General features: G+C 49.4%; 13 protein-coding genes and 1 pseudogene. 4 read left to right on the top strand and 10 right to left on the bottom strand.

From position 1 onward, the window contains the following. Nucleotides 1–12 precede the first annotated feature (12 nt). The 3 genes and pseudogenes from BACCOP_RS21390 to BACCOP_RS06790 all read right to left on the bottom strand — a co-directional run. Nucleotides 13–216 carry a hypothetical protein gene (locus tag BACCOP_RS21390; RefSeq protein ID WP_004316914.1) on the bottom strand — a complete coding sequence of 68 codons (204 nt, stop codon included), beginning with the start codon at nucleotides 214–216 and terminating at the stop codon, nucleotides 13–15. A 342-nt stretch (nucleotides 217–558) separates the two neighbouring features. Further along, the gene (gene ltrA, locus BACCOP_RS06795) at nucleotides 559–1,854 is read right to left on the bottom strand and encodes a group II intron reverse transcriptase/maturase (protein ID WP_007567572.1); all 1,296 of its coding nucleotides are present in this window, start codon (nucleotides 1,852–1,854) and stop codon (nucleotides 559–561) included. Between the two features lie 745 nt (nucleotides 1,855–2,599). Continuing rightward, nucleotides 2,600–3,250: pseudogene (locus BACCOP_RS06790) on the bottom strand (rRNA adenine N-6-methyltransferase family protein); the annotation flags it as partial. 137 nt (nucleotides 3,251–3,387) lie between these two features. Between BACCOP_RS06790 and BACCOP_RS06785 the strand changes: the two are divergent. Continuing rightward, complete coding sequence (locus BACCOP_RS06785) at nucleotides 3,388–4,674, top strand: IS1380-like element IS615 family transposase (RefSeq protein ID WP_007567149.1); 1,287 nt, start codon at nucleotides 3,388–3,390, stop codon at nucleotides 4,672–4,674. A 182-nt stretch (nucleotides 4,675–4,856) separates the two neighbouring features. On the opposite strand, the gene BACCOP_RS06780 is transcribed toward BACCOP_RS06785, so the two are convergent. The 7 genes from BACCOP_RS06780 to BACCOP_RS06750 are packed head-to-tail and all read right to left on the bottom strand — an operon-like array spanning nucleotide 4,857 to nucleotide 11,525. After that, nucleotides 4,857–5,552: a hypothetical protein gene (locus BACCOP_RS06780; protein WP_007567566.1), complete on the bottom strand. Its 696-nt coding sequence runs from the start codon at nucleotides 5,550–5,552 to the stop codon at nucleotides 4,857–4,859. Next, entirely contained in the window at nucleotides 5,533–6,030 is a 498-nt protein-coding gene (locus BACCOP_RS06775) for a PH domain-containing protein (RefSeq protein ID WP_007567564.1), read from the bottom strand. The genes BACCOP_RS06780 and BACCOP_RS06775 overlap by 20 nt, the downstream gene beginning before the upstream one ends. Then, a complete protein-coding gene (locus tag BACCOP_RS06770) occupies nucleotides 6,027–7,418 on the bottom strand; it encodes a toprim domain-containing protein (protein ID WP_007567560.1) in 1,392 nt (463 codons plus the stop codon). Before BACCOP_RS06770 ends, BACCOP_RS06775 begins: the two co-directional genes overlap by 4 nt. Before the next feature lie 46 nt (nucleotides 7,419–7,464). Beyond that, a complete protein-coding gene (locus tag BACCOP_RS06765; protein ID WP_007567554.1) occupies nucleotides 7,465–8,913 on the bottom strand; it encodes a toprim domain-containing protein in 1,449 nt (482 codons plus the stop codon). 8 nt (nucleotides 8,914–8,921) lie between these two features. After that, nucleotides 8,922–10,496 (bottom strand): hypothetical protein, encoded by a 1,575-nt coding sequence (locus tag BACCOP_RS06760; RefSeq protein WP_007567553.1) that lies wholly within the window; start codon nucleotides 10,494–10,496, stop codon nucleotides 8,922–8,924. Nucleotides 10,497–10,521: 25 nt separating this feature from the next. Next, nucleotides 10,522–10,746: a hypothetical protein gene (locus tag BACCOP_RS06755; RefSeq protein WP_007567552.1), complete on the bottom strand. Its 225-nt coding sequence runs from the start codon at nucleotides 10,744–10,746 to the stop codon at nucleotides 10,522–10,524. A 20-nt stretch (nucleotides 10,747–10,766) separates the two neighbouring features. Beyond that, on the bottom strand, nucleotides 10,767–11,525 hold the full coding sequence (locus BACCOP_RS06750) for a DUF4099 domain-containing protein (protein ID WP_007567550.1): 759 nt from the start codon (nucleotides 11,523–11,525) through the stop codon (nucleotides 10,767–10,769). Nucleotides 11,526–11,665: 140 nt separating this feature from the next. Here BACCOP_RS06750 and BACCOP_RS06745 point away from each other — a divergent pair, with 140 nt between their 5' ends. The 3 genes from BACCOP_RS06745 to BACCOP_RS06735 all read left to right on the top strand — a co-directional run bounded on the left by BACCOP_RS06745 (nucleotide 11,666) and on the right by BACCOP_RS06735 (nucleotide 13,630). Next, nucleotides 11,666–12,460, top strand: a complete 795-nt coding sequence (locus BACCOP_RS06745) for a M23 family metallopeptidase (RefSeq protein ID WP_007567541.1) — start codon at nucleotides 11,666–11,668, stop codon at nucleotides 12,458–12,460. A gap of 81 nt (nucleotides 12,461–12,541) precedes the next feature. Then, entirely contained in the window at nucleotides 12,542–12,970 is a 429-nt protein-coding gene (locus tag BACCOP_RS06740) for a hypothetical protein (RefSeq protein WP_007567540.1), read from the top strand. Between the two features lie 120 nt (nucleotides 12,971–13,090). Continuing rightward, a complete protein-coding gene (locus BACCOP_RS06735; RefSeq protein ID WP_007567538.1) occupies nucleotides 13,091–13,630 on the top strand; it encodes a hypothetical protein in 540 nt (179 codons plus the stop codon). Nucleotides 13,631–13,792: the final 162 nt, after the last annotated feature.

Raw genomic sequence — 13,792 nt, 5'->3', positions numbered from 1 at the left:
CCCTACTTTCTTTCAGTGAGCATGATGGCGGACAAAGAAAGTAGCAAAGAAACCTTTGTCCAATCTGCGATAACTAAAAAATCCGCAAGTAAAACTTGCGGAGGCTATATATTGGGTCGTTATTTTTTGGTGGAGGGGAATGATAATCTCGAACCGTTGAACTACACATTTCTGCTTCGTCTCCATTTCCCCCAACGATTTGATACGTTCAATCATTTTTGTTGTTGAAATCGTGGAGAAGTGAATAGACAGTATTACCCGACAGAGCAACTATGACAACGTAACGCCTTTACAAAAAAGTCGGTACACGAAACCCATAGACTAATTGTCTTGACCTAAAAGAGATTGGAATTTTCAGGACTGCCTATCACTTAGATAGAAGTCCAAGGTCTGCTGAAATACATAATTCAAAAATTGAAATTGCTTGACTGCAAATTTAGTAACTTTGCTTGACAAATTAACGAGAAAGAAGAGAAAATGAAAACCGACCGCATAATCGAGTAGACGGCTCCGCCAGTAACTGACGGAGTGCGCCTCTCACACCACCGAGCGTACGGGTCACGTACTCGGCGGTTCGCAAAGAGATGGGTTAAGTTGTAAATGTAATTCAGTTAAGGAAACATATCCTCTTTTCTTCAAGCGTTGTAAAGTAATGGTAGTGCCTAGAATAGGACTTTGTGCTATTGCCCAACCGCCTTTCCGTGTTCTGCTCCAAGCGTAGGCATGGTCTTGGTCTACACCTAATCGAATCAGGTTTTTCCTTTTCCTTTCGGGTTTTTTCCAATGATGCCAAATGCAATAGCGCAGTCGGTTGCGAAGCCAACCATCTAAATCTCGTAATTTGCCCAAAATACTCGTGCCTTGGAAATAGTTCAACCATCCGCGTTGCACTTCTTTTATCTTGGCAATACGCTCTTCAAATGTGGCTGGTGTGGTTTTTCGGGTGATTGTTTTAAGTCGTTCTTTTAGTTTCTTCCATGCTTTTTCCGATACAATAAGTTGGTATTGATTTTTACTTCCTTTCTCGTACGTAGGTACGAATCCGAAACCCAAAATTGTGAAGTGGATTGGTTTTCTGATACCACTCTTTTCTTCATTTATAGTTAATTTGAGTTTGTTTTTCAAAAACTTTTCAATTACCACTCTTGTTGCCTTGGCTTGATTGTGGCTTTTGCAATAAATACTAAAATCATCCGCATAACGTACAAATTTGTGTCCTCTTCGAGTCATTTCCTTATCCAGTTGATGTAGTAAAATGTTCGACAATAATGGACTTAAAGGGCTTCCTTGCGGAACGCCTTTTCTTCTCTTTCGTAGCTTTCCGTTGATTTTAATAGGTGCTCTGAGCCATTTGCGTATGAGTTGCATGGTAGCTTTGCATTTCACTTTTTGATAGATTAAATTCAGTAATAAACAGTGGTCAACTTCATCAAAGAAGTTTTTCAGGTCAATATCCACAATGTGGTTTAATCCTGAATGGATGTAATCCCGAGATTGTCCAACGGCTTGTCGGGCATTCTTGTGAGGTCTAAATCCATAGCTGTAATTACTAAATTCGGGCTCAAAAAGTGGTGCAATAGTTTGTGCTAAGGCTTGTTGCAACACACGTTCTGTAGTGGTGGGAACACCCAATAATCGAGTTTTCCCATTTCCTTTCGGAATTTCAATACCTAAAATGGGTTGTACTTGATAGTTGCCTTGTTTGATTGCTTCAATCAGTTGTAGTTTCTTTTCAGAAAACACCTTGCGGAGCTCTCTTATAGAAACACCATCAACACCCGCACTACCTTTATTGGCAATCACGTGTTCCAATGCTCTTTGAAGATTAAACGGATGTACTACTCTTGTTATCATTTTAGTTGTTTTTAACCTGTTTTCGTTAAGTAGGGCTACTATGTGTTCCGTTACCTATTGAAAACCTCTTTACGTTCAGTCCTTCCTTGTTTGTGAGACCTATGCGGTATCTATTCGCACCTCGTTTGCCCTCAAGTACTATGACCTCTGCTGACTTCTTGGATTGATTAACTCGTAATCGCCAAGACCTCCCCTGGTAAATGCTTTTTCCTTCCGTCTATCGCCGGTACATCTACATAACAATAATCTGATTTAATAGCATGTTCAGAACACTGTTTTGGACTTCGTATTGCTGTGGATACTCATCCTTATTGTTATGCCTCTTATGTACTTTCTGTTCGTCGGTACAGACTTTTGCAGTTCTGCTTCCTTCAGTGCATACCTCACGATAAACCACCTTGCAGCTTGCTAACGATTCGGGGTTTCAATCCGCTCGTAAGGGACTTGCACCCTCTGGAAAAATAACACCCCGAAAACTTGGTTCGTAAAACTAAATTTGTATTTTTGAACTATTTGAAAAGCTTTCGGGGTGTGTCCTGCATATGCAGGGCACACACATATGGTAGCCGATAATTGCCGGCTTTCGTGCCAACTTGATACTTTGGTGCTTTTAACGAACCGAAGTGCTAAATTGATACGAAAGTGCTGTAAATCCGGCAACTACGGCTACCATTTTTCGTTATGCGGCAGCTTAAAAGACGACACCAAACCAGAAAAATCATCTTGACAACCACCCGACTTTGAACTACGAAGGATGAAATTTTTCAGGGACAACTTCCAGCATTTCCAAAAAACAGTTTACCCATTGACTTGGAGACAAACAAACAATTTGAGCATTAAGGTTTAAACCGAATTTTTCCGAAATTGACCTGACCTGACTTTTCCTGAAAATCGACTTTAAAGCTGTTTTTACAGATAAATCAGGTTTCTCTAACAGACAGGAAATAAATGCTAAGTATTTGGCTTTAAACTTAAAATCAAAAAATAACTGTTTTCTTTTAATGTTTAACAGGGCTGATTTGACAGTTGGCGGTGGAAAGAAACTTTCAGGACCTACCTCATAGACAAGTTTCAAATCAAAAAAAGTATGATAGAAAACGGTATATGGATTGTAAAGCTTCCTCGAAAATAACTTTTGTGTAGGTTCTAACTGAAGGACAATGGAACCTCCCAGAAAATTTCCAAGACTCTCAAACATCAGGATTTTGAAAATATCGGAAGTAATGCCATAAGGAATATTTGACACCACTTTGAAAGGAAATTTCGGAACTGCAAAATTCCTAAAATCACAACCGACAACTTGAACATTTCGGGCATCAGAAAATAATTTTCGTAAATGTTCAACCAAAGCTGTGTCGTTTTCAATAGCAACAACATTGTTGGCGATTTTTAATAAACCTTAATTCCGCAACATAATTGATAATTATTTTTATAAGTTCCTGAGCAACATTTTGTTGCCCAGGTTTTTGCCATGTCAGCGTTTTCACTTACCTTAGTGTTGCGAATCCAAAGACAAAGAAAACCGCAACAGGCATGGCAAAGGTAGCAATAAAATCCGAAAGACTCACTCCTTTTGGAGGCATATTTCCAATCATGGAGCAATTTACCTCCCTTCTCTCCTCTACAATTGACTCAACACTTGGGTTGAGATGCAAACTCTATGGTTATCAATACAGCGAAATCATCCGCTCCCTCCTATGCGTTTACTTCTGCGGCGGTTCTTGCGTTGAGGATGTCACCGCCCACTTAATGAGTCATCTTTCCCTTCACCCCACACTCCGCACCTGTAGCGCCGACACCATCCTTAGGGCAATAAACGAACTGACCCGGGAAAACATCTCATACACGTCTGATGCCGGAAAGTCCTATGATTTCAATACGGCAGACACACTCAACACATTGCTCCTGAATTGCCTGTTGTCCACAGGGCAGTTGAAAGAGGGCGGGGAGTATGACGTTGACTTTGACCACCAGTTCATTGAGGCGGAGAAGTACGATGCAAAGCCCACGTACAAGAAATTTCTTGGTTACAGGTCCGGTGTGGCCGTTATCGGCGACATGATTGTCGGCATAGAGAACAGCGACGGCAACACCAATGTACGCTTTCACCAGAAGGACACGCTAAAGAGGATTTTGGAGAGACTTGAAGAGAAGAAGCTGACAGTCAAACGCTTCAGGGCCGACTGCGGCTCATGCTCTGAAGACATTGTGGATGAGGTCAGGAAGCATTGCAGGACATTCTACATACGCGCCAACCGCTGCTGCTCGCTCTATGATGACATCTTCGCGCTCAGAGGGTGGAAGAAGGAAGAGATAAACGGCATCGTGTTTGAGTTGAACTCCATTCTCGTTGAGAAGTGGAAGGGCAAACCGTATCGCCTGGTAATCCAGAGACAGAGACGCATGGGCAGTGGACCGGACCTGTGGGAGGGGGAATATACATACCGCTGCATCCTGACCAACGATTACGAATCATCCATGAGGGACATCGTGGAGTTCTATAACATGCGCGGTGGCAAGGAACGCGTCTTTGATGACATGAACAATGGGTTTGGATGGGACAGACTGCCTAAATCCTTCATGGCGGAAAATACCGTGTTCCTGCTCCTGACGGCACTGATACGCAATTTCTACAAGGCCATCATGCAAAGGATTGAAGTGAAGAAGTTCGGGCTCAAGGAAACCAGCCGTATCAAGACGTTTGTCTTCAAATTCATTTCAGTACCTGCCAAGTGGATTAAGACCGCAAGGCAATGTGTGCTGAATATCTACACCGACAACCATGCATATGCAGAAGCCTTCAAAACTTCTTCCGGATGATTTACATCACTTGATGGCCACTGATTGCGTATTGCCTCAAGTCGCTTTATGGGGTAAGGGGATGGTATGCGCATTGAAACGGACGCGAGGACTTAATGGTTATCTTACGAATCAAAAGTCCATTTCTCTTTATGTAGGTAGCACTTCGGGAATGGAGTTGCGGATTTAAGGTTATCCTTTTTTCAACGGGCGATGGCTGCCGCCCTGCGCCAGCGGGACATGGCCAGACGGGCCACCTCGCCGTTGCTGCGGTCTATCATACCCGCCGTTATGTTGTTCCACACGTCGTTCAGGGTATAATAGCGCAGGCTCAAATAGAGCAGATGCAGTTTCCGGCTGAATGCCGCGAGCTGGTCGTTCAAAGCCCACAGGGTTTTGCTCCGTTCCGCCCCCGTGAGCATGTTTTCCGTGCCGCCTTTGGCCACGGCGTCGTTCAGCAACGTGAACACGGAAACCAGCTCCGTCGCCGTCTCGATATAGAGGTTGTTCATGTTCATGCTGGCGACGATGCCCTGCGGGTTGTCCCCGATGGCTTTGCCCAGTTTTCCCAGCGTGAGGAAAATCCGCACGCCGTCGTTATAGAGGTGGGTACAGGCTTTCAGCGACGAAGCATAACCGTTCGCCGTCTTGAGGTAACTGTTGTACTGCTTTTCCCACTCATGTATGCGGTTGAACTCCGCTGCGATACTGTTCTGCATCAGGGCGGTCTGTGTCTGCCCTTTGATTTGTTTGTCTATCTGGCCGTTTATCAGTTCGTTTCCCTCGGCCAAGGCTGCCCATTCCAACGGGTTCGAAGCGGCAACCTGCGCCTTGGCCAATTGCGGAAGCAGACCGGCAAGCACAAAGACCACCCATATGCTAATGATTCGTAATCTCATAGATTCCCTTTTTTCGTTTATTGATTTCCACACGTTCACGGATAATCGCCACGATGTCGTTTCCGCGCCGGATACCGATAAGGTCGAGCTTCGGGCTGTTCCGGTCCGTCGAAAGGATAACGACCGTTTTCAGACCGCAAAGCTGTTGCAGGAGGCTCTGGTGTTCCTGAAAGTCCACGATACGGTACAGTTCCATGTAGTCCACCCTGCGGCAGAAAAGTCCCCGCTCGCAGACAAGCTGTTCGTTGCCGACCCGGTAACATATCCGGCGCAGGCAAATGAAACGATACAGCAGCACGAGGAACAGAAACAAGGCAATGACCGTCGCCATACCGCCAAGCGGCATACCTTCCATGCCGCCGTACACCAGTCCCGCCATGCACATGAATATCAATGGCAGTTCGTCGATGACGAATTGCCCGGCGTGCGGGCGCAGGATAATGTTCCGGACATCTTGTATGGTATATGGCATGGTCATCGGCGAAAGTGTATCTGTCGTTCCTGCCCGGCGTTTTCTTCTTTTTCCGACTCCTGCCCGACAGTCTCTTCACGTTTCTGTTCAGCCAAAAGCTGTTCGTTCCAGCTCGTATGGCGATAATCCGGACTTTCCCAGGTAATGGAGACATCATGCTCCCTGTCAATACCAAGGAACTCCCGTAGTTTCTCTCGATATTCCCGGTAGCACTTGTTCGTGGTATCTATCTGGTCCTGCACGTCTTCCGGGGCACACAACCCGCTCGAACGCATCGACTCCGCTTCTTCCGATTCGGCGTCGAACCGTATGCAGATTTCTTGCAAACCACCCTTGGGCAATAGGTAAAATTCTCCGTCTGTCAAATCCCCGCCGTCCGGTATGGAATCGAGATAGGGTTTCCTCTCCGGCGTTTCCTCTATGGCAAAACGTACTGAGCGGCATATCTCCTTTTGCAAATCCCATGTGAGATTCGACCCTTTCCGGGTATTATCGAAACAGATATGTTGCCGGGCAGGGATGGTAAGATCAAGTATCTCTCTCATCTGTTTCCCGATAGGCTTGCCGCCCGTTGAGATAAAGACCGCCTTTCTCAAATCCTTGTTCTTCGCCTGATGGAGTTGGTAATAGGCCATCGCGTCATAGGTACTCCCGAACCAGTAGATATGTTTGGCCTCGGCAAGAGGTGTTCCGGCAGGACTTGCAATCCACAACCCTTCGCTCTCATTGCTTTCCTCGCTCTTGCCTTTATAGCTATCGCATCCGTCCATTCTCATACGTTCCCGTTCCTCGAAACCCACGACCGTACCGCCCTCTTTGGGCAAGGTCAGTGGAAAAGCGAGACAGGTGTATGCCGCACCGTCTGCGCCGTGTTTTGTTGCCAGGCAGAAATGACGGTGGAAAGCATTCTGCGTGCTGAGGTCGATACCCCGGTTCTTGAAATAGGGATAGAATATCTCCTGCATCTCATGGTCTTGAGGGTTGAATCTGTGCAGGTCGTAGTCTGTTATATCGAATGGTCGTAGGTCTTGCTTGACCGGTACGGTTTGCACCTCGTATTCTTCGAAGGGGATGTTCAGCAGGCGGCTGCACACGAGGTTTACCAGCCGGTTCAGGTCTATTCCCTCATAATATTCCGCGAATAACGCCGGGTGCTCCTTGATGAACGAAACGACGTTGTATTCCTTCTGCCGGGGTGGTTGGCAACAGCATTTTCCCTGTTGCGTTATGACGAACTTGTCACCCCGGATACGCTTTTCCTCACTGTCCGTGCGGATAAACGAGGAGAGGCGTAGTCCGAAGCGTCGGTTCTGGCGATACCCGGCATCAAGCAGTACATCCCGGATATCGAGTCTTTGCAAAAAATCATTATGTGTCAATTTCTTGTCATTCATTGTCTTCTCTTTTCTTTTGTTGTTTCATGTAGGGGGTACTGCGTTGTCATCGGTGGAAACGTGCTTGCCGTTCCTGTTCGGGTTCTTCTCTTCTGGCCGGCTCTTCGTGAACTGATTCTTGCAGCCTGATCTTTGCCAAGAGCTGTTCGTTCCAGTCCTTATAGCCTTTTTCAGCGGGCTCGTACACAATAAGGTCGGTGCTGTCCTCGCCGGGAGCGGGAAGATTACGGATCGCATCCTCTATGGCCATGATATTTTGTCTCATGCCCTCCAGTGTTTCCTCACTGGCCGAACCCTCGGCAAGGGCTATCTCGTACTCGTCTTGGCACACCATGCTCATCTCCTGCAAATATCCGTCGCCGATTGTCCGATAGTCGAGCGTACCATCTTCCCGATAGATTTCTTTGGGACGTAAAAGCGTGCCGATTATCCTGTGAAAGTCGAAGGGTTCGAGTTTTATTTCGTAGTTCTGGTTCTCCTCGCCACTGATACGGACCAGCAGTTTGTCGTCTTTCGTCACGTTGCTGGTGAATGTCTTGCCCGCCTGGGTGAGCGCGAAGTTGATGGCGAAGATCTGTCCGGCACGGTCCTGGTCGAAGCAGAGATGGTGGTAAGCGCGTGGAGTGGCCTTTATCATGGCTTTGAACTGCTGTTGGCTCGGTGCCCCGCCGGTAGAAACGAACACTCCCTTTCGCAGTTCCTTGTCCCATTTCTGGTTAAGCTGGTAATAAGCCATCGCGTCGTAGGCACTCTCGAACCAATAGATACGCTTAGCTTCCGCAAGTGGGGTTTGGGCAGGGCTGGCAATCCACAGCCCCTCGCTCGAATTGCTGCCCTCGGCCTTGCCTTTGTAGCTGCCGCTTCCGTCCATTCTTGCACGTCCCCGTTCCTCGAAGCCCACGACCGTGCCGTCGCCTTTGGGCAAGGTCAGCGGAAAAGCGAGATTGGTGTATGCCGCACCGTCCTCACGGTGTTTCGTCGCCAGACAGAAGTGGCGGTGGAAGGCGTACTGGGTGTAGAGGTCGATACCCCGGCTCTTGAAATAAGGATAGAACTTCTTCTGTGTCTCCCGGTCCTGCGGGTTGAACTTGTACAGGTCGTAGTTCGCGATGTCGAACGGGCGGATGTCCCGCTTGGGCTGTATAATCCGCGTTGTCCGGTCCTCGATGGGATGGTTCAGCAGCCGGTTGCACACGAGGTTCACCAGTCGGTCGGGAGACATGCCCGCACGGTATTCAGCGAAAAACTGCGGGTGCGCCTTGATGAACGAGATGATGTTATAGACTTTCTGCTGCTGTGCTTGGAAGCAGCACTTTCCCTGTTGCGTCACGATGAACTTGTCGCCACGGATACGCCGTCCCTCGCTGTCCAGACGGACATACGAGGGATAGCGCAGGCCGTCGCGCCGGTTCAGGTGGTAGCCCGCGTCAATCAGCACGTCCTGAATGTTCAGCCTTTGCAGGAAGTCGTCGTAGGTAAGGTCTCCTTCTCTCATAATTGTCTTTATCTCCCTCTTCTCATATCGTTAATATCCTGATTCATCTGTGCCTCGAAATTGCGTATAGCCACGTCCCTCGGCGTATCGACACCGGGCTTGAAATACGGACGCGGCTCGCCTCCGAAACGCTCACCGTAGAACTCCGGACCGTGATGATGATGCCGCAGGCCGTGGACGACACCCGCCGTGACGACCGTTCCTGCCGCAAGGGCGGCGAAAATCTTCACGCCGAGACCGCGCTGTGCTTCCGGCCGCATCTTCATGTCCACCTCGCTGAATATTTTCGAAAAGATTTTCATGCGGTGGTAGTCATCGACCGCAAGGAATTTGTCGTAATCCTTCTGGCTGATCTCGTGGCTGATGACCTGCCCGTCGATGACGGCCGTCATCTTGTACTTGCCCTCTATGGGGGACGGGTGTACGGCTATCTCGCCGACCTCGACCTCCCTGCCGTGCCGTTCTTCTCGGTACCAGCCCTTGCGCTCGTCAAGGACGGAAATATCCCGTCCATCGACGGAAGCAGCCGCACCATACGGCATCTCCTGCCGGAGCTGGTTTTCCAGTGGGGAGAGGATTTCCTGCTCCTGTTGCTGACGCTGCGTCAGTTCCTCCTGTACTTCGGGGTGCAGACCAAGGGCGATACGTTGTTTGCTGTCGAGGTCCGCCATCGTTACCTTGTCGGCAAAATCCGCCCCGATAACCCCGTTCAGGACTTCCAGCCGCTTCTCGACCGGTTGTTCCTCGATGGAGTTGGAGGTCAGGACGGCCGTTTCTTCTTCCGTCAGGTCATAGACCAGATCGGCGGTCACCTTTTCGGACTGTACGGTCAGTGTCCGTGCCTCCTTATCGACGATAAGGCCGTGGGAGGCAAGACATTCCTGCCATTTCTCGTTGGAAAAATAGACAGGAGAGCTTATCAGTTCCTTGTAGGTACGGGCCGGTTCCGTGCTGCGCGGACGGCTGACCAGCGGCGTGATGACCGTCTGCAGGTTTTGCAGGACGTCGGCCTGTTGTGCCGGTTGCACCGGTTGTCCGGCCTTGTATTTGTAATAGAAGCCGTAGCCGCCCGACTGCAATTCGCCCGGCTTCATGCGTCCGTCCCACCGTTCAGGGACAACGGGCGGTCCCGGATAGAACAGTTGGCCGCCGACCCGCCGCAGATGGAAGCCCCACTGGTGGCGTGGCGTCCAGCCGAGAAACGGGGGCGGCATACCCAACCGTCCCACATGCCCGTATTCGCCGATACCGATACGGTAGCCGTGCAGCCCCATAGCGACACGACCGTTGGCATTGCGGGCATGGACGAAGTTCTTGGGCATATAAAAGTCTTTCCCTACAATGCTCGTGAACACGTTGTAGGCTTTCTTGTTGGCCGAGTTTGTTCCCCAGTCCGTCAGGGCCAACATCTGACGCTCGGTAAGGTCGTAGGTCAGCAGCGGCGAATCGTGGCCCTGCACCACGAGCCGGTAGCCCGTGCCGTCGCTGACCACGTGGGCCTGCATACCGTTACGCCTCAATATGTCCTGCATTTCGGGTTGCAGGTCCATCATTCGGGGGTTGGTATTCTTTCGTATCGCCATAATCCGTTGTTAAAAAGGGTTTCCGTTATGCATCTCCGTTCTCCATCGCCGCCTCCAGTTGCTCGTCCTTGTAGTGGACGAACTCGGCGGCGGATTCGTTGCCCGCCATAAGGCTGTGCTCCTTGCAATAGCGGGCATATTCCTCCTGCCATTCGGGCGAGAAATGATTCACATAGTCGAGCCAGCCGTATTCGCCGCGCTCCATCTTCTCGATAAGTACCTCTTCGGAATAATATTGGTGTTCTGCCATATTCGCTGGATGTTAAGATATTATTTGTGAACTCCCGCCGCACGGTTACGCTCGGCGCTTTTCTTCTGTTCGTTCCACAGTTCTTCGGTATATTCCTCTTCGGGAACATAGTCGAGGTTGCCGTCATCGTCCATCACCCAGCAGCCGTACACGCCGAAAGTGTACTTGTCCCACTCGCGTTTGGGCTGTTCTTTCCATTTCTGGCTGTCGCCCGAACAGAAGCGGATGCCGGTCTTGTCATGCAGGTCGATGCCCACCGTGACGGGTTCATCGTCCACGACCAGTGTCAGCGGTTCGCCGTTCTGCATACTGTTTACCTCCATTGTACCGAGGTGCATTATGTCGGCCAGCACTTGCAGGTTGCGCCCGATAATCGGCGTGGGGATATACATCACCTGCTTCGTTTCCTCGTCTATCTGCACGAATGCCTTGCTGTGCCGTCCGTCTGCCGTCTCCACATCGGCAAGAATCGCCTTGCCTGCGAGCAGTTGTTTCTGTTGCGCCTCGTCGTAGCGTTCCAGTGGCGAGGATTCCAGGACGGGATAAAATACCACGTCCGACAGACCGTCATCTCTACGGACAAGGGCGAAGCGGCTGCGGCTTTCGATTAGTTCTCCCTTCTCGTCACGGACACGGACCGGAAGCACGGGAGAGTGTCTGCCGTCGCAAATCTCATCGAGGACACGCATCGGCAAGTCCTCGATCATCTCCTGTGTAAGCCCGAATCGGGCCAGTGTCGGATAGGGCAATTCAATTAGTTCAAATCGTACTACATTCATATTTAATTTTGTATTTTGAATTACACTTTGCAAAGATAGATTCTTTTCATTCCCTTGTATATAATAGAATAATATTAGTGTATTAAGAGAGTTTATTTTTATGTTCAGAGTATGATTTTGCGCATAAATTCATACTCTGAATGCTTTTTTTGTTGTACTTTGGTCGAAAAAGGCCGTGGAAACGGGACATCTTGGGCAGGGCTGGTTATATTTGCCGCATGAGAAAGAAACTACTGGTTTTGATGGCGGGTGCTGCAAGTATCGCAGGCCCCGTTCAAGCACAATTCAATACGGTCTCGACCGTGCCGTCCCGATACAGGGTTGAAGTCGTTTCTGCCGGTAGGGATAATGTGGCGACCTTGCCCGGAAACATGCTTTCCGTCCAAGACTCCTTACCGTCGGCAGGAGACGCCGCCCCGGCATTGCCCGCCGACACCTGCAAACACGTATGGATAGAGCGTTACCTTAGCGTAAGCTATCCGCTGCACCGGATGAAAATCAACTCGCTTTATGGGTATCGGAAAGATCCTTTTACCGGAAAAAAGAAGTTTCACAACGGAATCGACCTCCACGCACGGGGCGACGAGGTGATGGCCATGATGGCGGGAGTGGTAGTGAAAGTCGGGCAGGACAAATCCTCCGGCAAGTATGTGACCTTACGGCATGGAGACTACACGGTCAGCTATTGCCACCTGTCGCGTATCCTTACCCGGAAAGGGGCTGCTATCGGGCCGAGGGATGTCGTCGGTATTACCGGTTCTACAGGACGCAGCACCAGCGAACACCTGCATATTTCCTGCAAGCTCGATGGAAAAAGTGTCGATCCGTTAATGGTACTGGATTACATCAAGTCCATACGCGAAGAGTGCGTGGCGGCACTGGCCGAATCCAGAGAGGCCCCCGCATTAAGTCCTGCGGGTGGAAAACACAGATGATTCCGTTTATTTTTGTTAATCATTTCACGGGAATGGTAAAAAAATGCCTTTATGCTTACCTTTGCAAGGCAAAATTAAGGTATGAAAGGATTCGTTGCTGTTCTATCGTTGGTGCTGCTGGCCTTGGTATGCAATTCCGGGGCGCTGCATGTTCCGGCGGCCGGTGTGGCGGCTGCGCAGGAATGTTGTGTCCGAAATACGGACAACGCCTCTTTTCAGCAATTCCATGACAGAGACTCTATCCGGCAAAAAAAGGACAGCGACATAACAGGCATAATCGGGGAAATCCCCGATGTGGCTTGCCGTGCCGGCGCATCGGTAAAGGGGATGCATCTTCGGTACATATCTGTGGAAACGGCCCATTTTCTCCGAATTTTACAGCGGTATCTCATTTGCCGCATGAACAACCTGACCTATTGTTGTACCCTCGTGCATGACTCTTCCCGTAGCCCGAACTGGGATAATGCCTGCGAGCATTATATCTTCGGGATGAGACGGATTCTGATTTAGCGGTTTGTTTTTTTATCGTTTATACTGACGGTTACACTTGGCTGAAAAGCGGGGTGTGGCTGTTCGTCGTGAGTATATCTTATTATTGAACAATCAGCAAAAATAAAATTTTCAATCCGTATGAATCAAAACATTTCTGCTGCCGAAACCCTGTTTTCCGCAGCGCATCCCGATATAAAGAAGATTACCAATATTTCGGCTCTTATTCTTTCCCTCCTTTTTTGTGCGGTGGGACTGTGCCTTCTGTTTTTCTCGTCGAAAGTGGAAGATTCCTCTTCCGCGTCAGGTCCTGTCCTGCTGGTCGGCGGAATCGCCTTTCTGGTGGCCGGAGGTATTCGCCTGATGATAAGAAAAAGGAGTCTGATATACGTTCCGACCGGCAGTTTGGTGAAAAAAGGTTCTTGTTTCTTCGATGCGGGCGACCTCTCTGTATTGGGGCGGTTGCTGGAGGAGAAGACTTTTGACGGCAAGGCAGAGGTACTGCCGAAGAAGGACGGCGGTGTGCGGATGGACTACATGGTTTCGCAGGACGGTAACTTCGCTGCCGTCCAGTTGCTGAAGTATGTTCCTTACGCTTACGAACCGGCATCTTCCGTACTCCATTATACGGGAGAAGAGGCCAGCGCTTTCGTGAATGCTTTGCGGGTCGGCCGATTCTGATTCTGGAAGGGAAACGGTAACAGTTTCCGCAATTTGGCTCGTCCGGCAGCCGGTTCTATAAAAGAACGGTTGCCGGATTTGTTTTTATTGTGGACTGGGGTTTGTTTCTTTGGAAGGCTTTCATTTGCACGACAAATGTCCGGTTCATACATGACGCCATGC

Source organism: Phocaeicola coprocola DSM 17136, assembly GCF_000154845.1.
GTDB classification, from domain to species: Bacteria; Bacteroidota; Bacteroidia; order Bacteroidales; family Bacteroidaceae; genus Phocaeicola; species Phocaeicola coprocola.
The sequence above is the reverse complement of the archived record's forward strand: the minus strand, read 5'-3'. Positions and strand labels throughout refer to the sequence as shown.